Origin of the sequence: Pseudomonas sp. PDM27 (genome assembly GCF_019219205.1) — a bacterium.
In the GTDB taxonomy this organism is placed as follows: domain Bacteria; phylum Pseudomonadota; class Gammaproteobacteria; order Pseudomonadales; family Pseudomonadaceae; genus Aquipseudomonas; species Aquipseudomonas laurylsulfatiphila.
This window is the reverse complement of record NZ_JAHUWF010000021.1, coordinates 1-24,563: the sequence shown is the minus strand read 5'-3', so window position 1 is coordinate 24,563 and position 24,563 is coordinate 1. Positions and strand designations below refer to the sequence as shown.

Sequence of the window (24,563 nt, the reverse complement as noted above, 5' to 3'; positions counted from 1 at the left end):
GACTCTCGATTCCAGGGCATGGTCAGGCACCTCCTGACCGTATTTCATACCTGTAAACGATGTCTCCGGTTTAAAACGTAAAGGATGTCTCCGGTTTCTACCCGAGCAAGCCCGCTCCCACAGGGGACGGAGGTGATCAGTGGGAGTGACGCGGCACTTCAGCTCCACGGCAACCGACCAGGAAGTCGAAGTCGCAACCCTGGTCCGCTTGCAGCACATGGTCGATGTACAGCTGACGATATCCCCCGACGATCAGGTTCTGCGGCGGTTGCAGGTCGGCCATGCGCGCGGCCAGTTCGGCGTCCGGAATATCCAGGTGCAACCGGCCGCTGGCGCAATCGAGTTCGATCCAGTCGCCTTCTTTCACTGTGGCCAGCGGTCCACCGGCAGCGGCTTCGGGGGCTACGTGGAGGACAACAGTGCCGTACGCGGTGCCGCTCATGCGCGCATCGGAAATGCGCACCATGTCGGTCACACCCTGGGCCAGCAGCTTGGCTGGCAAACCCATGTTGCCCACTTCGGCCATGCCCGGATAACCCTTCGGCCCGCAGTTCTTCATCACCAGGATCGAGCTGGCATCCACGTCCAGTTCCGGGTCGTTGATCCGCGCCTTGTACATGTCGAAGTTCTCGAACACCACCGCGCGACCGCGATGCTGCATCAGTTCCGGCGTGGCGGCGGACGGCTTGAGCACGGCGCCCAGCGGTGCCAGGTTGCCGCGCAAGACACAGATGCCGCCATCGGCTCGGATCGGGTTGTCGAGGGTGCGGATCACTTCGTCCTCGCCATAAATCGGCGCGTCTTTGGTGTTCTCGCCGATGGTTTTGCCGTTGACGGTCAGGGCATTCGGGTTCGGGATCAGGTTGGCTTCGCCGAGGCGACGCAGCACTGCCGGCAAGCCACCGGCGTAATAGAACTCTTCCATCAGGAAGCGTCCCGACGGTTGCAGGTCGACGATGGTCGGCATGCCGCGACCGATACGGGTCCAGTCGTCGAGGTCCAGCTCCACGCCAATGCGCCCGGCGATGGCTTTGAGGTGAATCACCGCGTTGGTCGAACCGCCGATGGCGGCGTTGACGCGAATGGCGTTTTCAAAGGCTTCCCTGGTGAGGATCTTCGATAGCTTCAAGTCTTCACGCACCATCTCCACGGCACGCATGCCGGACATGTGCGCCAACACATAACGGCGCGCATCCACGGCCGGGATCGCGGCGTTGTGGGGCAGGGAGGTGCCGAGTGCTTCGGCCATGCAGGCCATGGTCGAGGCCGTGCCCATGGTGTTGCAGGTGCCGGCCGAGCGGGACATGCCGCCCTCGGCCGCGAGGAAGTCGTCGATGCTGATGGTGCCGGCCTTGACCTGTTCGCTGAGTTGCCAGACCACGGTGCCGGAGCCGATGTCCTTGCCCTTGTGCTTGCCGTTGAGCATCGGCCCGCCGGTGACGACGATGGCCGGTACGTCGCAACTGGCGGCGCCCATCAGCAGTGCCGGGGTGGTTTTGTCGCAACCGGTCAGCAGCACCACGCCATCGATCGGGTTGCCGCGAATGGCTTCTTCCACATCCATGCTCGCCAGGTTACGGGTGAGCATGGCGGTAGGACGCAGGTTGGATTCGCCGTTGGAGAACACCGGGAACTCCACCGGGAAGCCGCCGGCCTCGATCACGCCACGTTTGACGTGCTCGGCAATCTGGCGGAAATGCGCGTTGCACGGAGTCAGTTCCGACCAGGTGTTGCAGATGCCGATGATCGGCTTGCCATGGAACTGGTGGTCGGCGATGCCCTGATTCTTCATCCAGCTGCGGTACATGAAGCCGTTCTTGTCGGCCGTGCCAAACCATTGGGCGGAGCGCAGGGTGGGTTTCTTATCAGACATGATCGGTTCTCTTATTGTATGACTATATTGTTCGAGCTGAGGCGTAACATAAGCTCAAATTGCGATGTTTGGAAGTGTTGTTGAGTAAATAGTATTACTATATAGTCCGCTCAAACGGAGGGATGGTCCTGGCGAATTTTTCGCGAGAGGCGTCCCCCGAGGTTCCATAACAACAACAATCGGAGACCGATCTCATGAGCCAGGAACTGCGGCTTATCCGTCGCATCACGCTGAAACTGATTCCCTTCCTGATCCTGCTGTACCTGATCGCCTACGTGGACCGCTCCGCAGTGGGCTTCGCCAAACTGCACATGGGCGCCGACATCGGCCTGGGCGATGCGGCGTACGGACTGGGTGCCGGGCTGTTCTTCATCGGCTACTTCCTGCTGGAAATCCCCAGCAACCTGATGCTCGACCGCTTTGGCGCACGGCGCTGGTTCGCGCGGATCATGCTCACCTGGGGCGCCATCACCATCGGCATGGCTTTCGTCCAGGGGCCGAACAGCTTCTATGTGATGCGCTTTTTGCTTGGCGCCGCCGAGGCCGGATTCTTCCCGGGTGTTCTGTACTACATCACCCAATGGTTCCCGGTGCGCCATCGCGGCAAGATCCTCGGGCTGTTCATCCTCTCGCAACCCATTGCGATGATGATCACCGGCCCCGTGTCCGGCGGCCTGCTGGGTATGGACGGCGTGCTCGGACTGCACGGCTGGCAGTGGCTGTTCATTGTCATCGGCACCCCGGCGATCCTGCTGACCTGGCCTGTGCTGCGCTGGTTGCCGGACGGCCCGCAGCAAGTGAAGTGGATGGACCAGGCGGAAAAAGACTGGCTGAGCGGCGAGCTGAAAAAGGACCTGGACGCGTACGGCCAGACCCGTCACGGCAATCCGCTGCACGCCCTCAAGGACAAGCGCGTCCTGCTGTTGGCGCTGTTCTACCTGCCGGTGACCCTCAGCATCTATGGCCTCGGCTTATGGTTGCCGACCCTGATCAAGCAGTTCGGCGGCAGCGACCTGGTGACCGGTTTCGTTTCCGCGGTGCCGTACATCTTCGGCATTGTCGGCCTGCTGATCATTCCGCGCAGTTCCGACCGCTTGAATGACCGCTACGGCCACCTCGCCGTGCTTTACGTGCTGGGTGCGATCGGCCTGTTTCTCAGCGCCTGGCTGTCGGTGCCGGTGCTGCAACTGGCGGCGCTGTGCCTGGTGGCGTTCGCCCTGTTTTCCTGCACGGCGGTGTTCTGGACCTTGCCGGGCCGCTTCTTTGCCGGCGCCAGTGCGGCGGCGGGGATCGCCTTGATCAACTCGGTGGGCAACCTCGGCGGCTACCTCGGTCCATTCGTGATCGGCGCACTCAAGGAATACACCGGCAACCTGGCTTCGGGCCTGTATTTCCTGTCGGGCGTGATGGTGTTCGGGCTGATTCTGACTGGCGTCGTCTATCGCCTGCTGGAACGTAAACATGTCCTGCCGGCTGATGAGTTTGCGGCGAGTGCGCGTGGGGCCACCCGTACCTAAAGACCAACACCCATCAACTGTGGGAGCGAGCTTGCTCGCGATGAGGTCGTCACATTCAACATTGATGGCGACTGATACACAGCCATCGCGAGCAGGCTCGCTCCCACAGGGATTTACGGTGTTTTAAAGGAATAGGAGAAATTCATGCATTTGGTTCAATTCGAATTGAGTAACGGCGAACGCCGTGTCGGTGTGGTCGACAACGGCCTGGTCCGTGAAGTGCAGGACGCGCGCACTGTACGCGACCTGGCACTGGCGGCGATCGAGGCGGGCGCGAGCCTTGAACAACAGGTGCAGAGCCTGGGGCTGGGCATCAGCCATGACTATGTCGATCTGCTGGCGCAACGGCGCATCCTGCCGCCGCTGGATCATGCGGACCCGGCGCACATGCTGGTCAGCGGTACGGGCCTGACCCATCTGGGCAGTGCGTCGGCCCGGGACAAGATGCACCAGCAAAGCGGCGACGAAACCGCGATGACCGACACCATGCGCATTTTCAAATGGGGCGTGGAGGGTGGCAAGCCGGCGGCGGATCAAGCCGGCGTGCAACCGGAATGGTTCTACAAAGGCGATGGCAGCATCGTCGTAAGGCCAGGCCAGCCATTTCCCTTGCCGTCGTTTGCCGAAGATGCCGGTGAAGAACCGGAGATCGCCGGCCTGTACGTGATCGGTCACGACGGCAAGCCGTATCGCCTGGGGTTTGCCGTGGGCAACGAATTCTCCGACCACGTCATGGAGCGCAAGAACTACCTGTACCTGGCCCATTCGAAATTGCGTAGCTGCAGTTATGGCCCGGAACTGCGGGTGGGCGAGCTGCCGCAGCATCTGGCGGGCACCAGCCGCATCCTGCGCAACGGCGAAGTGCTGTGGCAGAACGAGTTCCTCAGTGGCGAGGCGAACATGTGCCACAGCCTTACCAACCTGGAATTCCATCATTTCAAGTACAGCCAGTTCCTGCGCCCGGGGGATGTGCACATTCACTTCTTCGGCACCGCGACCCTGTCCTTTGCCGACGGTATTCGCACCCGACCGGGTGACGTGTTCGAGATCACCCAGGCCGAGTTCGGCGCACCATTGATCAACGGCATCGCCCCGGTCCCGGCGGCTTTCGAACCCGGCACTGTCGGCACACTTTGAGGATTTGCCCATGACCCGGATTCTTGGTCACAACTACATCGGCGGCCAACGCAGCGCCGCCGGCAGCATCAAGTTGCACAGTGTCGATGCCAGCACCGGCGAGACCTTGCCCCACGATTTTTTTCAGGCGACATCGCAGGAAGTCGATGCGGCGGCCAACGCTGCCGCGGACGCCTATCCGGCCTATCGCAGCCTGAGCGCGGAGCGACGGGCGCAGTTTCTCGATGCCATCGCCGATGAACTGGACGCCCTCGGGGATGATTTTGTCGCTGTCGTCTGCCGGGAAACGGCGTTGCCCGCAGGCCGGATTCAAGGCGAGCGTGGGCGCACCAGCGGACAGATGCGCCTGTTCGCCAAAGTACTGCGTCGCGGTGATTTCTACGGCGCGCGAATCGACCGGGCATTGCCTGAGCGTCAGCCGTTGCCGCGTCCGGACCTGCGTCAGTACCGCATCGGCCTGGGACCTGTGGCGGTGTTTGGTGCCAGCAACTTTCCGCTGGCGTTCTCCACCGCCGGTGGCGATACCGCCTCGGCGCTGGCCGCCGGGTGCCCGGTGGTGTTCAAGGCTCATAGCGGCCACATGGCCACCGCCGAGCAGGTGGCCGATGCGATCATTCGCGCTGCGGAAAAAACGGGTATGCCGGGCGGTGTGTTCAACATGATCTACGGCGGGGGTGTCGGCGAGGCACTGGTCAAGCATCCGGCCATCCAGGCCGTGGGGTTCACCGGTTCGCTCAAGGGGGGGCGAGCCCTGTGCGACATGGCCGCGGCACGTGCGCAACCGATTCCGGTGTTCGCCGAGATGTCGAGCATCAACCCGGTGATCGTCTTGCCCCAGGCATTGCAGGTGCGGGCCGACACGGTTGCCCGGGAGCTCACGGCCTCGGTGGTGCAGGGCTGCGGGCAGTTCTGCACCAATCCGGGTCTGGTGATCGGCATTCGCTCGGCGTCGTTCAGTGCCTTTGTGCAGCAAGTGGCCGGGCTGATGGGCGACCAGCCGGCGCAAACCATGCTCAATGCCGGCACCCTGGGCAGCTACGGACAAGGCTTGCAAAAACTGCTGGCGCATCCGGGAATTGAACACCTGGCCGGCAATCCGCAACAGGGCAATCAGGCCCGGCCGCAGCTGTTCAAGGCCGATGCGCGCCTGCTGCTGGATCGCGATGAAGTCCTGCAAGAGGAAGTGTTCGGGCCGACCACCGTGGTGGTCGAGGTCGCGGATCAGGCGCAACTGACGGCCGCCCTGAACGGTTTGCACGGCCAATTGACCGCCACCGTCATTGGCGAGCCGCAAGACCTCGAGCAGTTCGCTGGGCTGACGGCATTGCTGGAGCAGAAGGTCGGGCGAATCCTGCTCAATGGCTATCCCACTGGCGTGGAAGTCTGCGACTCGATGGTCCACGGCGGACCTTACCCGGCAACGTCCGATGCGCGCGGTACATCGGTGGGCACACTGGCCATCGATCGTTTCCTGCGCCCGGTGTGTTTCCAGAACTACCCGGACAGTTTGCTGCCGGACGCGCTGAAGAACGGCAATCCGCTGCGCATCCAGCGTCTGGTGGATGGGCAACCATCCCGCGAGGCTCTTTAACTGTCAGTCACAATCCCTGTGGGAGCGAGCCTGCTCGCGAAAGCGGACTGCCAGTCAACATCTACATCGACTGGAATACCGTTATCGCGAGCAGGCTCGCTCCCACATTGGATCGGGGCACAATGAGCTATCATTGCGTCTTTCTCATTCAAAGACTGATTGCCATGACTGCCCCAACCGACACCTTGCTCAATGCCCTCGAACACTGCGGAATGGTGGAAATCGACGGGCTGCATGCCTTCGAATTCGCCCTCGACGAGTTCGATAACCTGCATATTGAATGCATGGATGGCCGTGCGGCCAAACACTGGGAGTTCACCCCGGCGCAGGTCCAGGCCGCGACCTTCGACTCCACGCTGCAAAGCTGGTTGATCACCGGTGACTCGGGCGAACACCGTTTGGTGTGCCTGGGCGATGTCGTCAGCGGTGACAACGAAGAGGACGACCAGGACGATGCGTAACCTCTGGCCACTGTTGATGGCCGGCAGCATCGGCGCGATGGGCGTCCAGGCCGCATCCGCCGAGGACTATCAACTGCTGGTGGGCTCCTACACCGCCGGGCAAAGCCAGGGGATCTACCGCCTGGCGTTCGACAGCAGCACCGGGCAGATCAACGCCAGGCCCTTGCAAGTGGTGAAAAGCGAAAATCCATCGTGGTTGACCCTGTCGAAAGACCAGCGACACCTGTTTGTGATCAACGAAAACGGCCCGGGCCAGATTGATCCGGTCGGGCGCGTCAGCACTTATGCGATAGATCCCAAGACCCATGTGCTGAGCCTGATCAGTCAGGTGCAAAGCCTGGGCAACGAGCCGACCCATTCCAGTCTCAGCGTCGATGGCAGCCATTTGTTTGTCAGCAATTATTCGGTGGCCGAAGACCCCGGCGGCACCCTCGCGGTGGTGCCGGTGGCGGCCGATGGCACGCTCAAACCGGTGGTGCAGATGAGCAGCCACCCGGCGAGCCGGGTCAATCCCGAGCGCCAGGCCTCGGCCCACGTGCATTCGAGCATCCCGTCGCCGGACGGTAAATACCTGTTCTCCAACGACCTGGGCGCCGACAAGGTGTTTGCCTACCGTTTCGACCCCAAGGCCAATCCGCAGCTGCCATTGACCCCGGCCGACCCGGCATTCGTGCAACTGCCACCCGGTAGCGGACCGCGTCATCTGCTGTTCAGCAGCGATGGCAAACATGCCTGGCTGATCATGGAAATGAGCGCTCAGGTGGCGGTGTTCGATTACCACGACGGCACGCTCGAGCAGACGCAGATGATCGACCTGGCTGCCGGGCAACCCGTCTCGGACAAGGCAGCCGCGGCGTTGCATGCCTCGGCCGATGGCAAGTTCCTCTACGTCAGCAACCGTGGCACGGCCAATCAACTGCTGGTGTTTGCCATTGACCCGGTAACCGGACGCCTCAACGAGCTGCAACGCCGGGCGGTAGAAGGTGACCATCCGCGGGAGTTCAGCCTCGACCCGAGCGGAAAATTCCTGTTGATCGCCAACCAGAAGAGCAACCAGATTGTCGTCGTCGAACGCGACGCCAAGAGCGGTCTGTTGGGTAAAACCGTGCAAAAACTGCCGATGGACGCTCCGAGCGACCTGAAGTTTCTGCTGCGTCAATAAGCCGCAGGCCCCGGTGCATGGGGCCTGCCTGCTTTTATCAATGGCGCTGATATCTGGTACTGCTACAAAGCATTTCAAGGCATGAACCCTCGAGGGTTAAGTTTGCTCCACGGCCCCACCGGGCAAGCAAGCCAACTGAATCCGAGGAATACCGCCATGAACTTCAACATCTTCTCTGTCATCGCCGCTTCCGCCATTTCTGCCACCGTTGCGCTGCCAGCCAGTGCCAACGTTGAAGTCAGCGACAAAAAAGCCCACACCCAGAGCTACACCCAGAAATACCTGCAACAGAGCGCCAACTTCTACGCCGCGCTGGATCACAAGACCCAAGCCTGAACTTCCCCTCTGCCTTTATGCAGGAGCGAAGTCACTGATGATCGAAGAGCCTGATGCTGAAAGGCAGGTGTCGAAAACGATCAGAGTGATGTCGCTCCTGCATAACGCATTTGCGACAGCATCAGTTTGCTATCAATGTCGCGCTTGATATCACATAGCCATACGTTTAAATTGACGCTGATTTTTTGACTCCTCCTCACGGCAAGGATCGGCAGCATGGTGACGCGTCTGGCATTGGTTCTTCTGTTTCTCTACTCCACCCCTATTTTGTCGGCATCCGACGCTGTTCCCGGTGAGCCGGATGCTGCGCGTGAGCGCTTGATGAGTTTTATTGAAGACTGAAATAGTCTGGCTTGATGATCAACGAAGCTGATGATCACTATGGATAACCCTGAGTGGTTACCCAGGCTGTTTTGATCGATTCTGTGGGCATTGAAACATGCCTGCGGAGAACATCATGGCCAGCGCAATTCTCACTTCTGCCAAACACGGCGCTTATGTAGCGATCGGTCTGTACCTTGCCATGGTGCTGTTGGTCAGCCTGTCAGCCCAGTCACAATCCACCTTCGAAGCGCCGATCCAGGTCGCTCATCCCGGCATCCAGTTTGACCACCGTGCGCAAAACGCCAGCGTTGATCAGGCTGAACTCGCAGGAGTCGCCGGCGCATGAAAGGGCACAGACTCTGGGTGATCGCCTTCCTGGCGTTCATGACCAACGGATCCTCCCTGTTGGGGATCGGACAGGGCTCGGCGGGCTCGGTGGCGCGCGCCATCGAAGCCAATCACAACATCGCCCGCAACATCGAAAATGCCAATGCGCAGGGCATGCTGGCCGGCAATCCGCCGATCAGGAGCGAAGGGGTGGTATTCGGGCCGTTCCAGGTCGATTGCTCGGCGATCGGGATGTGTGGGGTGTTGGCTTGAGCCCTGCTGGTCACTGAATCCTTTGTGGTGAGGGAGCAAGCTCCCTCACCACAGTGTCGGTGTGCTTACTTGCGCATCACACCGGTAAACAACTCCGACTCCAGAAACCGCTGCAACCAGTCCTGCAGCCGCCGATACGGCGTCTGCGCAAACCATTCACGGTCGACGTGGGCGAATTGGCGCACGAAGGGCATCAGCGCCACGTCGGCCAGGCTCGGATGGTCGGCCAGCAAATAGTCGCGCCCCTCCAGCAACTCATCCAGCCTTTGCAAAAACACCTCGCCTTCGGCGCGATACGCCTCCATCGGCTGCTCGGGATAACGCTCGGCGTACTTGTAGCGATTCAAGTGCACCTTGAACACCTGATCGTTCTGTTCGATCAGGCTGGCGATTTGCGCCGCTGCGTCAGGATCATCCTTGAGCAACCAGTCTTGCGGATCGTTCTGTGCCAGCGCCCAGCGCATGATGTCGAGGCTTTCGTCGATCACCCGGCCATCCGCGCTCAGCACCGGCACCGTGCCTTTGCCCGACAGCGCGAGCATCTCGGCGGGCTTGGCCTTCAGGCTGACTTCGACGATGTCCACGGCCACTGCCGAATAACGCAGGGCCATGCGTGCGCGCATGGCGTACGGGCAGCGGCGGAAGGAATACAGCCTGTTCATTTCACCTCCAGGGTGCTCAGGCCGTTGCCCTGGCGGCGGACCTGGATCTGCACCGGAATCCGCTCATGCATTTCCTGTACGTGGGAAATCACCGCGACCTTGCGGCCCTGGGCCTGCAAGCCGTCGAGGGCGTCCATGGCCAGTTGCAGGGATTCCGGATCGAGGCTGCCGAAGCCTTCGTCGATGAACAGCGACTCGATTTTCAGCGTGCTCGATGCCATCGAGGCCAGGCCGAGGGCCAGTGCCAGCGATACCAGGAAGGTCTCGCCACCGGACAACGAATGCACCGAGCGCAGTTCGTCGCCCATTTCGGTGTCCATCACCAGCAAGCCGAGCATGCTGCCGCCGCGCTTGAGGCGATAACGGCGCACCAGTTGGCGCAATTGCACGTTGGCGTGATGCACCAGCAGGTCGAGGTTGTAGGCCTGGGCGATCTTGCGGAAGGTGTCGCCGGTGGCGGAGCCGATCAACGCATTCAGGCGTGCCCAGCGTTGATACTCGTTGTAGGCGTCGGCAATCTGTTGGGCCAGGGCCTGATTGGCGTTCTGCCGGCGCTGGTCCTCGACCTGCTCGGCGCGCAGTTCGGCGCAGTGCTGCTCGCTGACGGCGAACTGTTGTTGCAGGTCGGTGAGGGCCGTGGCGAGTTGCTCGGCATCGAGGTGGCCGTTGTGCTGGGCTTGATGGTCGAGCAAGCGCTGATCACGCTCCTGCAGCAGCACCTTGGCCTGCTCGATGGCTTTTTCGTTGTGTTGCAGGCGTTGGCGCAGTTCGCTGACCTGCGTGTCGTCGACCCTCAGCAGATCTTCGAGGCCACCGTCATCCAACTCGGGATGTCGGCCGCGCCAGTCGGCGATTTTGTCGGTGAGATCGCGATCTTCGTTTTCCAGCGCTTGCAAACGCTCCTGCTGCGCCTTGAGTTCGGCGGCGATCTGCACCCGTTGCGTACGTACGTGCTGCAGCTCCTGCGCCGTTGTTGCCTGGGCACTGCGTGCTTGCTCTACGGCGTTTTCCAGCCCTTGCTGCCACTGCTCGGCGCTGCTGTGCTCGCCCAGCAATTGGGCAAGTCGGTGCTGGCAAGCCGTTTGCTGTTCGGCCAGTGCACTGAATTGCTGCTCGGTGATTTGCAGTTGTTGCACGCGGGTTTGTTGGCGATCCTGTTCTTTCTCAAGCGTCTGTTGACGCTGTTGCTGCTCGGCAAGTTCTTCTTTCTGCTGATCGAGCTGTGTGAGGCGTTCGGCGATCTGCCGATCCAGCTGCATGAACGTCGCAGCAGGCTCCACCCGTAGCGCTTCGAGGGTTTCGGCTGGCAGAAGGCTGCCGAATGCGGCGAGTTCCTCGTCGAGCCGTTGACGGTCGCTGCCCAGTTCGCGCTGCTGGTTGCTCAGGTGCTGGGCCGCTTGTTGATGCGCGGTTTCGGCGTGGCGCAATTGCTGGGTCAAGCGCGCGGCATCCTGCTGCAGGGTGAGCAGGGCGCGCTGACGTTGTTCGTCCTGAGTGATGCTCTGGTTCAACTGATCGTTTTGCCGGGTCAGCCAGGCGTCGCGCTTTTCGGCGTCCTGGTCCAGAAGTTGTGGGGCCAGTGGGTGAGCGTCGAGGCTCGGTGCCAACGCTTGTTGTTGGGCGTCCAGTTGTTCCTGTTGTTGCAGCAGCTCCTTTTGCCGGGCGATGACGCCCACCACTTCGGCGCGCAATTCGGTGAGCTTTTCCTTGAGCTGGTCGACCGCTTGCTGCGCGCGGGCCTGTTCGTTTTCATCGTGGCGACCGAGACTCTGCAGCAGCGCTTCGGGCTGATGGTAAGGATGCTCGTGACTGCCGCAGACCGGGCACGGCTGGTCGTCCTGCAACTGTGTGCGCAACTCTTCGACACTCGCACTGCGGGCCAGGCGTTGGCGTTCCAGCAGTTCCCGGGTGACGTTGAGGGTTTGTTCGGCGACCGTCAGTTCGGCTTTGGTTTTCACCCCGTCCTGAGTCAGGCGCTCACGTTCCTGTTGCGCGGCGAGCTGACGTTGTTGCAGTTCGGCGCCGCGCTTGTCCAGTTCCTGCTGGCTGGCCCACAACCGCGTCAGGTCTTCGATGGCGCGCAGCTGTTTACGGTTGTCCTGCAACAGGTTGCCGAGGATGCCGATCTGCTCGGCCACGGCGTCCGGCTCCGCGCCGGCCTCCTTGAACAGCACTTCAAGTTGCTGCCTTTGCAAGGCGAGTTCTTCGCCGCAGCGAGTGGCGGTTTGTTCGAGGGTCGCCAGCTCGACCTGGCCTTTGTTCAAGCGGTTGCCGACCAACATCAACTGTTGCAGGCGATCCCGATAGGCATTCCACGCGTCGCTGAGCGGTGCCAGATGGCCGCTTTGCTCAAGCTCGGTGGCGATGCGTTGCAAACGTTCGGCGACCTGGTTCTGCTTTTCCAGCAAGGCTTGAATGGCGCTTTGGCCTTGGGCGCAGGCTTGTTCCGCGTTGTGCTTCGCGTCGGCGCTGAGGGCGGTGTCCCTGGCCAGGCGGGCGAGGGTGCTTTGCTCCTCGAAGGCCTGACGCAGTAGCGGAGCACTGTCGGTTTGTCGTTGTTGGGCTTCGCTCAGGGCGATTTGCGTGGCAGAGAGGTTTTGCTCCAGCACCGTCTGGCGTTCAGTCAGCTCGTGCTGCTGCCGGGTATGGACAGCAACCTGTGCGGCCAGTGGCGTCAGCAGTGCTTCGAGTTCAGTTTTGCGCGCGAACTGGTGCCGTTGCGGGCCGAGTTGTTCCAGCCGTGTCAGCTTCAAGCGTTCGCCGGCCAAACCTTCCCAGTGCTGTTGGGCACTGTGAAGTTGCTCGGTCGCTGCGAGTTGAGTGTCCTGCAACCGACGTAGCTCCTTGAGCCAGGTGTGCTGCTGCTCAAGCTGTTTGAGTTGTGCCTGCTGCAACTTCTGCTGTTGCTGCGCGGCATTGAAGCGCTCATCCAGTTCCGCACGGGCCTGCGGCGCCAGCGGCGTCACTCCGCTGGCCTGATCCTGAAGCAACTTGTGAACCTCGCGAGCCTCCTTGGTCTTGTCGAAGGCGCGACGACCGAGACGGGTGTAGAGCGCGGTGTCGGTGAGTTTCTCCAGCAGTTCGCTGCGGTCGTTGTCGTCGGCCTTGAGGAACGCGCTGAACTCGCTTTGCGCCAGCAGCACGGCACGGGTGAACTGTTCGAAGTTCAGCCCCAGCGCGGCTTCGAGCTGAGCCTTGTATTCGCCTTTCTGGCTGGCCAGCAACTGGTCCTGATCGATGTCACGCAAGCTCTGGCGGCTGGCCTGCAGTTTGCCGGCGGCTTTGTCCCGGGCGCGATTGGCTTCCCAGCGGGCACGGTAACGGCGGCCGTCGACTCCGACGAAATCCACTTCCGCATAGCCTTCGCCGGTGCCGCGACGCAGCAGGGTGCGCGGGTCGCCAGTGCCGATCTCGCCATCGGCGTCCGGCACCTTGGCGTCGCGGCCGGTGTTGTTCAGGCGTGGTACGGCACCAAACAGTGCCAGGCACAAAGCATCGAGCAGCGTGCTTTTACCGGCACCGGTGGGGCCGGTGATGGCGAACAGTCCGGCACTGGCCAGGGGTTCGGCGGTGAAGTCGATTTCAAACGGCCCGGCCAGGGAGGCGAGGTTTTTCAGGCGGATCGCGAGAATCTTCATGGCTGTTCGCTCTCCATCTGCACGTCCTGCAACAGCTCGGCAAAGTCCTTGAGGGTTTGCTCGTCGACCTCGCTGCCGTAGTTGTCCTGCCAGGCGCGGCTGAACAGCTCCTGGGGCGTGAGCTGGTCCAGTTCGATCAGCGTGCTGCCCTCATCGGCACCGTCACGGCCGCCATTGCCGGCGTACTCGGCGGCGATGCGCACCAGGCGCACGGCCTTGCCTTGCAGGGCGGTTTCCACTTGATTGCGCAGGTCGGGCTGCGGTTCATCGAGGCGCACCCGCACCTCCAGCCAGGGTTGGCGCTGGATGTCGGCCAACAGGTCGATGTCCGGCAGGTCCGCCAGCTGCAACAGGATCTCGCTCAATGGCGCCGGACCGATGCGTTGCAGGTTGACCGCGCGAGGGATCAGTTTCGGCTCGACGCTGACCAGGGTTTCGCCGTCGAGATTGATGTCGAGAATCTGGTGCTGATAGCTGATCTCGGAGAACGACAGCGGAATCGGCGAGCCGCTGTAGCGAATGCGCTCCTCGCCGTTGACCTTCTGCGGTTTGTGCAGGTGGCCCAGGGCAACGTAGCTGATGCTCGGCCCGAACAGACTGGCGGGCAGGGCTTCGGCATTGCCGATGATCAGGCTGCGCTCGGAGTCTTCCGACACCGAGCCGCCCGCCATGTGTGCGTGGCTGATGGCGATCAGCGCCTGGCCTGGCGTGCGCCTGGCGTTGGCCGCTTCGATCAGCCACTCGTGCACCTGACCGATCCCGCGCAGGTAGTTGTCGCCCAAATGCGCGCCGGTGACTTCCGCCGGGCGCAGGAACGGCAGCGCCAGGCACCAGGCGGCGACTTCACCACTGGCATCCGGCAGGGGCAGCAGCAGGCGTTCGGCATCCAGTTGACCGTCGTCGAGCCACAGCACACGGCCAAGCGCATGGGTGCGCAAGCGGCGCATCAAGGGGGCCGGCAGTTCGATCCGTGAGCCGGAATCGTGGTTGCCGGCAATCATCACGATGGTCAGCGACGGCTGCTGCTCGTGGGCGCTGACGATGAAGTCGTAGAGACGCTCCTGGGCTTTGACCGGCGGGTTGACCGTGTCGAAGATATCGCCGGCGATCAACAGCACATCCGGCTGATCCAGCTTCAGCTGGCGCAACAGCCAGTCAAGAAAACAGCCATGTTCGAAATCGCGATCCTGGCCGTGCAGGTTTTGCCCCAGGTGCCAGTCGGAGGTGTGAAACAAGCGCAAGGCGGACTCCGGTACAAAAAAATAGGTGATGGCCGCGTGAAAAATGAAGGCGGCGAAAGGGGGGAGAGTTTACTGGGAAACACTCCCAAGGTGGTCAGGCACTCAACCTGTGGCAGCCCCGATCTTAAGGCAATACCCGATTAACTGTGGGAGCGAGCTTGCTCGCGAAAGCGTTAGCCCATTCAACAATGATGTGTCTGACGCACCGCATTCGCGAGCAAGCTCGCTCCCACAGGTTGTGCTCTTTGTCTCAAGGGCGAGTTATTTGGGGTAAAGCGGCGGCAACCCACTGTCGCCAACCACATCCTGCACCCGTTCGGCCATCGGGATCGCCTTGATCGCCCGCCACAGCTCGTCGCCTTGCCAGTACTGGCCGGTTTCGCTGTAGAGCGCGCCGTTCAAGCCGTCGAGGGCGTTGGACAGTGGCACGAAGCGGGCGGCCATGTCGGCCAGGGTTTCCGGTTGTTGCCGGGCCCAGGCGTCGAGGGCCTGGCGGGTGGCGTGGGAGTCATTGGCCAGGCAGGCGCGCTTGAGGTCGTCGAGTACGGTGCGCGGGCTCGGGCCGGTTTGGGCTGTGCGCGCCACCGCCGGTTGCCAGCGGCCACGCCACCAGAGGCCGAAGCCGAGCAGGGTGGTGCAGGCCAGGAACAAGGTGCTGAGCTTCCAGCGCCACAGGGCTTCGCTGTCGGCGCCGGCTTCGACCGCAGACGTGCCGGCCGGGGTGTCGACCACCAGGCTCGGGTTGGCCGCCACGTGCAGCGTGCGGGCAGGCAGGCTGCTGTGTTCCAGATGGTCTTCGAAAGTGTTCCACCAGACCACGTCGACAGTGGGCAGCTCGATGGCGCCGGTCCGTGTCGGCACCAGGGCCTCGCGGTCTTCACGGCTGCCGACCAGGCCGCGTTCGCTGTTCTGGTTGCCGAGCACCGGTTGATCCGGGTAGCGGCGCAGCCCGCCGACATCGGTGCCGGGCAGCGGTGGCAGTTGGGTGCTGGACAAGCCCTCGGCTGTCACCGTCAGGCTGCGGGTCAGTGAATCGCCGACCTGGGCGTGGTCCGGCTCCGGGTTCCAGCTTTCGCTCAGGGTCAGGCTGCGCGCAGGCAGCCAGGGAGCATCGGCCGGCCAGGTGATGGGTTTGGCCTTGACCGTCAACAGCAGTTCGGCCGAGGTGACGCGCATCAGCTTGCCGGATTTCGGCCCCTGGGCGGTGCTGTCCTGTACCGGTTGTGCGTCGACCAGCGCCGCGTTGAAGACCTGTGCCGGAATGATCAGTTCGCCACTGTGTTGCGGGTAGATCGCGTAGCGCATTTCGATCACACCGTGGCGCAGGCCATCGATGTCTTTTTCGTAGGTGCGTGATTCGCCCAGTTGTTCGATGCGTGCATCAGGTATCTGCAAGGGTGGCAGGCTGCTGTCGTCGTACAGCGACACCGAGTGGTAGATGCGCAGGGTCAGGACTGCCTGGGCCTGAACGTACACGCTGGTTTGATCGAGGCTGGCATCGATGAACACCGGGGTGCGTTTGTTCGGGTTGTCCGGTGTTTCGCTCTCGACTACTTGCAGGGTGATCGGCTGGCTCTGCAGTTCGCCCAGTTGCAGGGGCGGAATCACGACGCTGCCGTTTTGCCGCGGCAGGAGGGTGATGATCCAGCGCGTGGCGGCCTGGTTTTCACCGCTGAGGGTGTTCAACTGGTTGACCTGGCGGGTGCCGCGCACTTCGAACAACGGCTCCAGCGGTGTCAGGTCGGGTTTGCCGAACTGTGTCACGTCGGTGGATTCCAGGGTCAGCTCGACCGTCTCGCCTGAGCTCAGGCGACTGCGGTCCACACTGGCGGCCAGCTCTGCAGCCTGCGCCTGGACAGTGCAGAACAACAGGCCATGCAACAGCGCGAGCAATAAAACGGTGAAGCGGGTCATCGAGTTTTTTCCTGATCCTGATGTTGTTGCTGTTCGTACCAGAATTTTCGCCGCAGCAGCTCACCGGGGTCGTCCGGGATCTGCCGCAACCACTGCTCCAGCGCCTGACGCTGTTCACCTTCGATACTGTCGGTGGCAGGGCGCAAGGGCGGCGTGGTGTGTTGCTCGTCACCCAACTCGCTGCCGGGCACTTCATTGGCACCCGGCCTGGGTGGCGACACCGGCGGTTGCGCGGCCCTGGAGTCGGCCGGCGGTTCTTGCGCCTGCAGCTCGCCGCTGTCCGAAGACTGCGATGAGACGCCGGGTGGAGTCTGTTGTTGCATGGCCTGGGGTTCATCGCCGGCGGAAGGGTCCGGTTCCGGGGCGGGCGGGCTGTTTTTCTGCTTGAGCAGCTCTTCCACCAGCGCCTTGTTGGTCAGCGCCGGGCGCAAATCCGGTTGACGTTCCAGTGCCTGTTCGTACGCGTCCAGTGCTGCCTCCAGCTCACCGCTTTTGGCCAGGGCATTGCCTCGATTGTAGTGGGCGTGGGCATTGTTGCCTTCTGCGAACCGCTCGGCTGCGCCAGCATAGTTTCCGGCCTCATAGAGCGCCACGCCTTGCCACTGGTGGTCTTCGAAACGCCGGGCGGCTTCGGCCGGGCGCTTTTGTTTGAGCAGGTGCACACCTTGTTGATCCGGACGCAACCACAGGTCGACGAGGTCGAAGGCGTAGCTCGGTTGAGGCAGCGCCAATAACAGCGGCAGGCACAGCAGCCAGCCACGACGTCCCGCGCAGGCCGCCAGCAACAGGAGCGGTAGCAACAGCCAGTAACCTTGATCGGCCCAGGTGTCCAGGCGCAGGGTCTGACCGTCGTTGCGCAGGTTGCGTGGCCCGTCGAACAGGCCAAGGGCGTGCAGGTCGCTGTCGTCCAGGCGTGCCTGGCGGAAGCGTCCATCCAGGTCGCTGGCAAAACCTTTCAAGGCCGGCTCGTCCAGGCGCGGCACGAGAATGGCCCCTTGTTCATCCTTGAGGAAACTGCCGTCCTCCTGGGTGATGGGCGAGCCTTCGGCGGTGCCGATGCCAAGCATCAGAAATTGGGTCGATTTGCTGTTGAGCGCGTGACGGATGCCCAGCCGTTCCTGTTCGGTCAAGGACGAACCGATCAGCAGGATCCGGCCGTCGCCCAGCGCCGCTTGTTCGAGCAGCGCCAGGGCCTTGATCACTGCCAGATCGGCGCGATGCCCGGCCTCTGGCATCAACGACGGTTTCAGTGCGTCCAGCAGGTTGCGGCTGGTGGACAGATCATCCGACAGCGGTACCAGCGTGTGGGCACTGCCGGCGTAGACGACGATGGCGGTTTGCGCGTCGCTGCGAATCTGCAGCAGATCGAACAGCTTGCGTCGCGCCTGTTCGAGGCGGTTGGGCATGACGTCGGTGGCGAGCATTTCCGGGGTTAGCTCGAGCACCACCACCAGCGGGTCGGCGGGCTTTTGACTGGTCTGTTCGACACGCTGCCAGCCCGGACCGAGCAGGGCGAGCACGGTCAACAGCCATGCCAGACCGAGGGCGATCCAGGGCAGTTTACTGTCACGGCCACTGCCGCCACTGAGCAGTGCCGCGTGAAAGGCCGGTGGCAGAATCATTTGCCAGCGCCCGGCGCGCTTCTTGCGGTGCCAGAGTTGCCAGAGCAACCAGCCAAGCACCGGCAGCAACAGCAGCCACCAGGGGCGGAACCAGTACGGCCACAGCGCACTCATCGACGCCTCCGCAGGCGCAGGCGTTTGAGACGCTGGCGCCAGTCAGGCAGCAGTTGGGTTTGCAAGAACAGATCCTTGGTAAACAGGCGTTGCAAGGGGTTGTCCGGCCAGAGCACGGGGGCCACCAGCAGCATGCTCAACCACAGCGCCAGGGCCAGTGGCCAGTGGTACAGCGCTTGAGTCGGGCGGGCCTGGGTGGGTTGCTGGGCCACGGGCTCCAGTTGGTCCAGGGTGTCCTTGATCGCCTGCAGCTCTTTGCCGTCGCGAGCACGGAAATACTGGCCACCCGTGGCCTCGGCGATGGCCTTGAGGGACGGCTCGTCCAGGTCCAGGCTCGGATTGACGCCGAGAAAACCGACCGTGCCACTTTGCTCCGGATCGGCGCCGATGCCGATCGGGTAGATTTTCACGCCTTCCTTGGCGGCGAGTCGCGCAGCGGTGAGTGGGGCGATTTCACCGCCATTGTTGGCGCCATCGGTCACCAGGATCAGCACGCGGCTGGTGGCCGGGCGCAAACGCAGGCGCTTGAGGGCCAAGCCGATGGCATCGCCGATGGCGGTATTTTTCCCGGCGATGCCGATGCGCGCCTCATCGAGCCAGACGCGCACGGTGTGGCGGTCGAAGGTCAGCGGCGCCTGCAGGTAGGCCTGGCTGCCGAACAGGATCAGCCCGACCCGGTCACCTTCGCGGCTTTCGAGAAAGTCGCCGAGCAGATGCTGGACCAGTGACAGGCGACTGATGTCTTCGTCCTGCCATTGCATGTCAGGGAAATCCATGGACCCGGAAACGTCCACTGCCACCAGCAGGTCACGGCCGCTGGCGGCAATTGGCAGGGGTTCGCCGAGCCATTGCGGGCGCGCCGCCGCGACCAGCAGCAACAGCCATAGCAGGATGAACGGGGCCTGCTGGCGCCAGGCGGGCAGGTTGGCCCGGGCGCGTCGCCCGGCGAGGCCTTCCAGGTCGCTGAGGAAGCTGACCTTGAGGGCCGGTTCACCACTGTCGGCCACCGGCAATAGGATGCGCATCAGCCACGGCAGCGGCGCAAGGGCAAAAATCCACGGCCAGGCGAATTCAAACATGTTTGCGAATCCACGTATCGACGGCTTGGGTCAGGCCGGCAATGGCCTTGTCGTCGAGTTTGCATTCGGGTTTGTAGGCGCCTTCCACGAGCACCATCCAGCGGGTCAGGCCGGCCGCCGGGCAGCGATTGTCGAGGAACGCCAGCCATTTGCGGCCGTTGAGGGTGTGGCTCTGGCTGTAGGGATAGTGGTTGCGGCACAGGCGCTTGAGCAGGCCGTTGAGTTGCTGCAGCCAGGCACCGGCCGGCGCACCGTCGTAAGGCTTGGGCATCAGTGCCAGCTCGGCCAGGGCCGCAAGGCGTACCGGGTCGAGCGGCTGTTCGGCACGTACCACGGGGCGTTTGTGCGCAATGAAGCGACGCAGCTTCCACAGGCCCAAACCGATCAGCGGCACCACGAGAAGCAGCAGCCACCAACCCGGTGCCGGAGGCCAGAATTCCACCGGTGGCGGGGATATCAGCGGTTGCAGTTGATCAAGGCTGCTCATCGGCCTTTCCCCGGTTTCTGCGGGTTCAGGTATTCGCGCAGTTGCTCGACCATCTCGCTCTGAGTGCTCAACGGCATCAGCAGCACCCGCAGTTTCTGCGCGAGCAGTTCCCAGCGGGCGATACGTGCTTCGGCCTGGGCCCGGTAAGTCTGGCGCAGGTCGAAATTCAGCGTATCGAGTTCCAGTTGCGCGCCGCGTTCGGCGAAACGTAACAGGCCGGCGGCGGGCAGGGCATGGTCCAGCGGATCGGACAACGGCAGCAGCAACAGGTCGCAGTGGCGCGATAACAGGCTCAGCTGTTGCTCGGCGCTGTCCGAAAGGGCGCGTTCGTCGCAGATCACGATCACCAGGCTGCCCGGACGTGACACCTCCCGGGCGCGGCGCAGGGCAATGCCAAAGGCGTCGCGGTCCGGCTCGCTTTCGCTGTTGAGCGACTGATTGACCCGCACCAGCCGGTTGAGCAATTGCAGCAGGCTTTGCTTGCTGCGCCGGGGCTTGATTTCGTAGTGCTCGTTGTCGCCATACACCAGCCCGCCGACCCGGTCGTTGTGCCCCAGGGCGGCCCAGCCGATCAGGCTCGCGGCCTGGGCGGCGAGCACCGACTTGAACATCAGGCCCGAGCCGAAAAACAGCCGGCGGCTTTGTTCGACCATGATGAAGATCGGTCGCTCACGCTCTTCGTGAAACAGCTTGGTGTGGGGTTCCTGGGTACGGGCAGTCACGCGCCAGTCAATGGTGCGCACATCGTCGCCGGCCTGATAGACCCGCACCTGATCGAAGTCGACGCCACGTCCGCGCAGTTTGGAGTGGTGCAGGCCGATCAGCGGGCTGCGCTGGCTCGGCGTGGAAAACAATTGCACTTCACGCACGCGATGGCGCATCTCGATCAGGTCGGCGAGGCTGACACGGATGCCCGGCTCGGGCGGCAGGCTGGCGTTCATCGGGGTCAAGCGACGGCTACGACGTCGAGAATCCGCTGGACCACCCGGTCCTGATCGATGCCGGCGGCTTCGGCTTCAAAGGAAAGAATGATGCGATGGCGCAATACGTCGAACAGCACGGCCTGGATGTCTTCGGGGCTGACGAAGTCGCGGCCGGCCAGCCAGGCGTGGGCACGGGCGCAGCGGTCCAGGGCAATCGAGCCGCGCGGGCTGGCGCCATAGGCGATCCACTCGGCCATCTCCGGGTCGAACTTGGCCGGGATGCGGGTGGCCATGACCAGCTGCACCAGGTATTCCTCCACGGCGTCGGCCATGTACAAGCCGAGGATTTCCTTGCGTGCGACAAAAATCGTCTGTTGAGTAACCCGACGCTCAGGCTTCGCTTCGCCGTTCAGGGCTTCTCCACGGGCTTGCTGCAGAATCCGGCGCTCAACAGTGGCATCGGGAAAGCCGATTTTGACGTGCATCAGGAACCGGTCAAGTTGGGCTTCCGGCAGCGGATAGGTACCTTCCTGCTCGATGGGGTTTTGCGTGGCCATCACCAGGAACAGCGGCGACAGCTCATAGGTGCTGCGCCCGACACTGACTTGCCGCTCGCCCATGGCTTCGAGCAAGGCCGACTGAACCTTGGCCGGGGCGCGGTTGATTTCGTCCGCCAGTACCAGGTTGTGGAAGATCGGACCTTGCTGGAACACGAAGCTGCCGGTTTCCGGGCGGTAGATTTCCGTACCGGTAATGTCGGCCGGCAACAGGTCGGGGGTGAACTGGATGCGGTGGAACTGGGCCTCGATGCCTTCGGCGAGTTCTTTGATGGCCTTGGTCTTGGCCAGGCCAGGGGCGCCTTCGACCAGCATGTGGCCGTCGGCGAGCAGGGCGATGAGCAAGCGCTCGATGAGTTTTTCCTGGCCGAGAATCTGCGTTGAAAGAAAGGTTCGCAGCGCGAGCAGCGCTTCACGATGTTCCATCGATGACTGTTCCTGCAAAAGGGTGGCCGTAGACGTTCGAAAATGCGCCAGGGCTGGGGGCGTTACTTTAATCCATCGCGGGGGGCGGCGACTAACGGCATTTTGTGCAAAGTGCAGGAAATGGTCGGCAATCGTTGTAGGAACTTTCTACAGATTGCAGGCTGGTGGTGTTCTTTCGGACCTCTTCGCGAGCAAGCCCGCTCCCACAGTATCGGTGGTTGGCTTGCGATCTGCGTAACACATCAAGACCCTGTGGGAGCGGGCTTGCTCGCGAAAGCGCCCGCCCAGACACCATCAAATCTGGCTGATATAGGTGCCAGTACCCTTGAGAATGTTCTGCAGGGTCTCTTCCACTTCAGCCATATCCGTCATGTCGGCATCGAAGGTAATTTCCAGCACATCATCCCCATTCAACGCATCAGCATCTGCAGCCGCAATTTCAATCTTCAGCAGGGAAGGGCTAAGGGTGACTTTCACGCCCTCCAGGGTCGAGGGTTCGCCGTCGAGGGTGATTTCCAGTTCGTCTTCATCCGGGTAGCGGCTCATCAGGAACATTTCGCCCTGTTCGCTGTGGCAGCAAAGCATGGCCATGTCGTCTTCTTCGTCATCGCACGGGTTGACGATCAAGAGGGCGGTTTTCATTTTCATGGGGATTTCCTGGCTCGACGAGCGCTGCGAAGACAGACAAGGGCACAATTCTGCCAGCCTTTAAAAAATCCTGCTCGGCTACAGGTCCTTTTGCGTAGCGATAGCAATAAAGACGAGACGTCTCTGTGCATCATACGAACTTCGTAGATCACTGGATCTGGCGGGGTTGAGTCTGGCTCGTGCCTCGGTCAATCGAGCGCAGCTATCCACCGGCAGCTCAGCCTCGTACTCATCGACAGCGATGATCTAGGGGGAGAGGATGAGCGCTTTTTGAAAGTCGGCTCCGAATACGGTCAGTACCTTTTCTGCTCCATTTTTAGCGTCCTGAGCAGAAAAAAACATGTTTGTTGGAACGTCTCAAGCACTATCAACGCAAGTAGCGGTCGGGAGCTCGGAAGCAGCTGGTGTAAAGCAGCCTCCGACAGTCTCACCCTCCGTTTATGACGCGCTCAAGATCTTCGACGCAATGTTGTCGGGTGATATCTTTGCAGACATATTCCAAAATATCTGCAATGCATGCCCCGACTCAAGTAAGGCAGCGCAAACCATGGTCACTAATGTGAAAACTTTGCTGGCGATGGCAGGTGAGGTCCCTGCAGGAAATACGGCCAAGTTTGAAGTCGTCAGAAGCCTGACTGACAATCTTTTGGGCAGCCTGACCAGGGACGATCTCTCGAAGGCGCAGGAAGCAGCGAACCAGATAAACACTTACTTTAATAGTGATGTGGATAGCCAGGGTAAAACCAAGCTAGACAATGCCTTGAACATGCTTGAGTTGCCCTATCACAAGGCCACGCACGAAAGCGGCAGGATGGGGCATGCCCGGGAAATGCAGAGCGATGTTCGACACTTCTTTAAGGATCACCCCCTTCAGGACCTGGCCGGGGTGCTCGCCTATGCCCATGATCACGTGCAGATCAAAGACGGGCTCATGGGGGTCGGCAACCTCGAGCACTGGGGGCTGAATGAGATCGCTACCGCTGCTGCGCTGGGTGCTTTGGCCGAAGCGGCGGGAGTCGATGAGGCTGGACAGGAAGCCCTGCTCAAAGTCGCTGGGGCAACTATTCCCGCGGGCACAGCTTTTAGTTTCCTGCCCAATGTTGGTGGCCGTGACAAGTACGGGCTTGGAACGACCATCGAGGGTATGTTGCGCGGTAACGGTCTGCCTGCACAGCGGGGCGAAGCAAGCGCAGATCTTATAGCCATGGGATATACCTTGGCCATTTGTGATACTCAGCGCAATAACCTGGCCGGACTAGCCCGCCCAACTGACGAGGTCATTCGCAAGAACGCTCCCGCTGTGTACGACTTGCTATTAGAGTGCGCAAAAGCGAACCCTGAAGGTTTTGGGAAAACATTCTTTGGAGATGGGAAGCTGAATGAAGCTGGGCTTGCCCTGTGCAGTAAGTTGACTAGCACCATAGAGGTTTTTGAGGAATTCCCTCCGTTCACCCCGTCTACGCCAAAGATTTGGGAAGATAAGCCCAATAATCCACTAAGTAAAGCCTACTCCGGCAGTCTGTCGGACGAGGAGAGGGATCACGCGATATTTGAGCTTATCAGCAACAATGGATCTTTCGGCTCGACCAATGTGGTGGCGGACATTCAGTCTTTCTCTGGTTGGTTTTCGCACCCCGCACTCGACAATATGAAAGGTCGCTCGATCCTGGAGGATCCAAAAAACGCGTTCATTGATGGTTATAAAAAAATCGCAGCCGAGTTGGAAAAACAATGTAAGCAAGAAAATGGAAAACTGGACGTAGTACGTGAGCAAATGAAGTCTATGGGCGGCTCTGTGTTACCAAAAAGCTAATGAGTTGGAGAATACAGTCGCGCTTATAACGAATCCCCATCGATTGCCCGCAAGCGTTTCATGAGCTCTGCCTTTTTTGGTCTGCATTGCAGCTGTCCGGCGGACGGAGCGCCGATATTGTCCATGCGTTGTCGTTGCTTTATTGGGCTGCGTCGTGTGTTTGCGGGCTTTGTTGTAGTGGGGTGGGCGGTGGTCATCGTCTTTGTGTTGAAGTTGACTGTCGTCCTTTTCAGATCGGGTAGTTCGCCTATATAGAAGGAAAGGGTGGGGTAGAAAAACCAAATTAATGCTTGACGGCGGATTATAGATGCCTATAATTCGCCCCACTTCCGGCGCAGTCGAAACGGAAAACTCCTTGATAAACAAAGAGTTACGCAGTTTTCGGCAGCAGGTTGCTTCAGGTCATCGAAGCCGAAAGGAAGTTGAAAAAGAGGTGTT

General features: G+C 61.5%; 21 protein-coding genes. 10 read left to right on the top strand and 11 right to left on the bottom strand.

Annotated features, from left to right (window positions below):
- Positions 1–136: 136 nt before the first annotated feature.
- A complete protein-coding gene (locus tag KW838_RS29000) occupies positions 137–1,873 on the bottom strand; it encodes an IlvD/Edd family dehydratase (RefSeq protein WP_218504349.1) in 1,737 nt (578 codons plus the stop codon).
- 194 nt (positions 1,874–2,067) lie between these two features.
- Between KW838_RS29000 and KW838_RS28995 the strand changes: the two genes are divergently transcribed.
- From KW838_RS28995 to KW838_RS28960, 9 genes are all read left to right on the top strand, one after another.
- Entirely contained in the window at positions 2,068–3,390 is a 1,323-nt protein-coding gene (locus KW838_RS28995; protein WP_218504348.1) for an MFS transporter, read from the top strand.
- A 144-nt stretch (positions 3,391–3,534) separates the two neighbouring features.
- Positions 3,535–4,527 carry an AraD1 family protein gene (gene araD1 / locus KW838_RS28990; RefSeq protein ID WP_218504347.1) on the top strand — a complete coding sequence of 331 codons (993 nt, stop codon included), beginning with the start codon at positions 3,535–3,537 and terminating at the stop codon, positions 4,525–4,527.
- A 10-nt stretch (positions 4,528–4,537) separates the two neighbouring features.
- On the top strand, positions 4,538–6,118 hold the full coding sequence (locus KW838_RS28985) for an aldehyde dehydrogenase (NADP(+)) (protein ID WP_218504346.1): 1,581 nt from the start codon (positions 4,538–4,540) through the stop codon (positions 6,116–6,118).
- 122 nt (positions 6,119–6,240) lie between these two features.
- Positions 6,241–6,579 (top strand): DUF5629 family protein, encoded by a 339-nt coding sequence (locus tag KW838_RS28980; protein WP_102700663.1) that lies wholly within the window; start codon positions 6,241–6,243, stop codon positions 6,577–6,579.
- Positions 6,572–7,741 (top strand): lactonase family protein, encoded by a 1,170-nt coding sequence (locus tag KW838_RS28975; RefSeq protein WP_218504345.1) that lies wholly within the window; start codon positions 6,572–6,574, stop codon positions 7,739–7,741. The genes KW838_RS28980 and KW838_RS28975 overlap by 8 nt, the downstream gene beginning before the upstream one ends.
- Positions 7,742–7,897: 156 nt before the next feature.
- Positions 7,898–8,077: a hypothetical protein gene (locus KW838_RS28970; RefSeq protein ID WP_218504344.1), complete on the top strand. Its 180-nt coding sequence runs from the start codon at positions 7,898–7,900 to the stop codon at positions 8,075–8,077.
- 216 nt (positions 8,078–8,293) lie between these two features.
- Positions 8,294–8,419: a hypothetical protein gene (locus KW838_RS29700; protein WP_256357711.1), complete on the top strand. Its 126-nt coding sequence runs from the start codon at positions 8,294–8,296 to the stop codon at positions 8,417–8,419.
- A gap of 115 nt (positions 8,420–8,534) precedes the next feature.
- Positions 8,535–8,747, top strand: a complete 213-nt coding sequence (locus tag KW838_RS28965) for a hypothetical protein (protein ID WP_102700680.1) — start codon at positions 8,535–8,537, stop codon at positions 8,745–8,747.
- Positions 8,744–9,001, top strand: coding sequence for a hypothetical protein (locus KW838_RS28960; protein WP_085714892.1), 258 nt, complete (start codon positions 8,744–8,746; stop codon positions 8,999–9,001). Before KW838_RS28965 ends, KW838_RS28960 begins: the two co-directional genes overlap by 4 nt.
- 65 nt (positions 9,002–9,066) lie before the next feature.
- On the opposite strand, the gene KW838_RS28955 is transcribed toward KW838_RS28960, so the two are convergent.
- The 10 genes from KW838_RS28955 to KW838_RS28910 all read right to left on the bottom strand — a co-directional run bounded on the left by KW838_RS28955 (position 9,067) and on the right by KW838_RS28910 (position 22,312).
- Entirely contained in the window at positions 9,067–9,663 is a 597-nt protein-coding gene (locus KW838_RS28955; protein ID WP_218504343.1) for a glutathione S-transferase, read from the bottom strand.
- The gene (locus KW838_RS28950; protein ID WP_218504342.1) at positions 9,660–13,301 is read right to left on the bottom strand and encodes an AAA family ATPase; all 3,642 of its coding nucleotides are present in this window, start codon (positions 13,299–13,301) and stop codon (positions 9,660–9,662) included. The genes KW838_RS28955 and KW838_RS28950 overlap by 4 nt, the downstream gene beginning before the upstream one ends.
- Positions 13,298–14,542 carry an exonuclease SbcCD subunit D C-terminal domain-containing protein gene (locus KW838_RS28945; protein ID WP_218504341.1) on the bottom strand — a complete coding sequence of 415 codons (1,245 nt, stop codon included), beginning with the start codon at positions 14,540–14,542 and terminating at the stop codon, positions 13,298–13,300. Before KW838_RS28945 ends, KW838_RS28950 begins: the two co-directional genes overlap by 4 nt.
- Before the next feature lie 261 nt (positions 14,543–14,803).
- Positions 14,804–16,456, bottom strand: a complete 1,653-nt coding sequence (locus tag KW838_RS28940) for a BatD family protein (RefSeq protein ID WP_218504340.1) — start codon at positions 16,454–16,456, stop codon at positions 14,804–14,806.
- Positions 16,453–18,192, bottom strand: coding sequence for a tetratricopeptide repeat protein (locus KW838_RS28935; protein ID WP_218504339.1), 1,740 nt, complete (start codon positions 18,190–18,192; stop codon positions 16,453–16,455). The genes KW838_RS28940 and KW838_RS28935 overlap by 4 nt, the downstream gene beginning before the upstream one ends.
- The gene (locus KW838_RS28930) at positions 18,189–19,271 is read right to left on the bottom strand and encodes a VWA domain-containing protein (protein WP_015095345.1); all 1,083 of its coding nucleotides are present in this window, start codon (positions 19,269–19,271) and stop codon (positions 18,189–18,191) included. The genes KW838_RS28935 and KW838_RS28930 overlap by 4 nt, the downstream gene beginning before the upstream one ends.
- On the bottom strand, positions 19,264–19,758 hold the full coding sequence (locus KW838_RS28925) for a DUF4381 domain-containing protein (RefSeq protein ID WP_102700672.1): 495 nt from the start codon (positions 19,756–19,758) through the stop codon (positions 19,264–19,266). The genes KW838_RS28930 and KW838_RS28925 overlap by 8 nt, the downstream gene beginning before the upstream one ends.
- Positions 19,755–20,699 (bottom strand): DUF58 domain-containing protein, encoded by a 945-nt coding sequence (locus tag KW838_RS28920; RefSeq protein WP_015095343.1) that lies wholly within the window; start codon positions 20,697–20,699, stop codon positions 19,755–19,757. The genes KW838_RS28925 and KW838_RS28920 overlap by 4 nt, the downstream gene beginning before the upstream one ends.
- A 5-nt stretch (positions 20,700–20,704) precedes the next feature.
- Positions 20,705–21,664: a MoxR family ATPase gene (locus KW838_RS28915; RefSeq protein WP_102700673.1), complete on the bottom strand. Its 960-nt coding sequence runs from the start codon at positions 21,662–21,664 to the stop codon at positions 20,705–20,707.
- 294 nt (positions 21,665–21,958) lie between these two features.
- The gene (locus KW838_RS28910; protein WP_102700674.1) at positions 21,959–22,312 is read right to left on the bottom strand and encodes a hypothetical protein; all 354 of its coding nucleotides are present in this window, start codon (positions 22,310–22,312) and stop codon (positions 21,959–21,961) included.
- A 340-nt stretch (positions 22,313–22,652) separates the two neighbouring features.
- Between KW838_RS28910 and KW838_RS28905 the strand changes: the two genes are divergently transcribed.
- A complete protein-coding gene (locus KW838_RS28905; protein ID WP_218504338.1) occupies positions 22,653–24,125 on the top strand; it encodes a hypothetical protein in 1,473 nt (490 codons plus the stop codon).
- The last annotated feature ends 438 nt before the right edge of the window (positions 24,126–24,563 follow it).

Excerpts from the sequence above, each read along its gene's own strand:
- KW838_RS28980 (WP_102700663.1), top strand. The coding sequence starts at position 6,241 with ATGAGCTATCATTGCGTCTTTCTCATTCAAAGACTGATTGCCATGACT.
- KW838_RS28965 (WP_102700680.1), top strand. The coding sequence starts at position 8,535 with ATGGCCAGCGCAATTCTCACTTCTGCCAAACACGGCGCTTATGTAGCG.
- KW838_RS28970 (WP_218504344.1), top strand. The coding sequence starts at position 7,898 with ATGAACTTCAACATCTTCTCTGTCATCGCCGCTTCCGCCATTTCTGCC.
- KW838_RS28920 (WP_015095343.1), bottom strand. The coding sequence starts at position 20,699 with ATGAACGCCAGCCTGCCGCCCGAGCCGGGCATCCGTGTCAGCCTCGCC.
- KW838_RS28925 (WP_102700672.1), bottom strand. The coding sequence starts at position 19,758 with ATGAGCAGCCTTGATCAACTGCAACCGCTGATATCCCCGCCACCGGTG.
- KW838_RS28910 (WP_102700674.1), bottom strand. The coding sequence starts at position 22,312 with ATGAAAATGAAAACCGCCCTCTTGATCGTCAACCCGTGCGATGACGAA.
- KW838_RS28960 (WP_085714892.1), top strand. The coding sequence starts at position 8,744 with ATGAAAGGGCACAGACTCTGGGTGATCGCCTTCCTGGCGTTCATGACC.
- araD1 (WP_218504347.1), top strand. The coding sequence starts at position 3,535 with ATGCATTTGGTTCAATTCGAATTGAGTAACGGCGAACGCCGTGTCGGT.
- KW838_RS28995 (WP_218504348.1), top strand. The coding sequence starts at position 2,068 with ATGAGCCAGGAACTGCGGCTTATCCGTCGCATCACGCTGAAACTGATT.
- KW838_RS28905 (WP_218504338.1), top strand. The coding sequence starts at position 22,653 with ATGTTTGTTGGAACGTCTCAAGCACTATCAACGCAAGTAGCGGTCGGG.
- KW838_RS28975 (WP_218504345.1), top strand. The coding sequence starts at position 6,572 with ATGCGTAACCTCTGGCCACTGTTGATGGCCGGCAGCATCGGCGCGATG.
- KW838_RS29000 (WP_218504349.1), bottom strand. The coding sequence starts at position 1,873 with ATGTCTGATAAGAAACCCACCCTGCGCTCCGCCCAATGGTTTGGCACG.
- KW838_RS28950 (WP_218504342.1), bottom strand. The coding sequence starts at position 13,301 with ATGAAGATTCTCGCGATCCGCCTGAAAAACCTCGCCTCCCTGGCCGGG.
- KW838_RS28940 (WP_218504340.1), bottom strand. The coding sequence starts at position 16,456 with ATGACCCGCTTCACCGTTTTATTGCTCGCGCTGTTGCATGGCCTGTTG.
- KW838_RS29700 (WP_256357711.1), top strand. The coding sequence starts at position 8,294 with ATGGTGACGCGTCTGGCATTGGTTCTTCTGTTTCTCTACTCCACCCCT.
- KW838_RS28985 (WP_218504346.1), top strand. The coding sequence starts at position 4,538 with ATGACCCGGATTCTTGGTCACAACTACATCGGCGGCCAACGCAGCGCC.
- KW838_RS28955 (WP_218504343.1), bottom strand. The coding sequence starts at position 9,663 with ATGAACAGGCTGTATTCCTTCCGCCGCTGCCCGTACGCCATGCGCGCA.
- KW838_RS28935 (WP_218504339.1), bottom strand. The coding sequence starts at position 18,192 with ATGAGTGCGCTGTGGCCGTACTGGTTCCGCCCCTGGTGGCTGCTGTTG.
- KW838_RS28915 (WP_102700673.1), bottom strand. The coding sequence starts at position 21,664 with ATGGAACATCGTGAAGCGCTGCTCGCGCTGCGAACCTTTCTTTCAACG.
- KW838_RS28930 (WP_015095345.1), bottom strand. The coding sequence starts at position 19,271 with ATGTTTGAATTCGCCTGGCCGTGGATTTTTGCCCTTGCGCCGCTGCCG.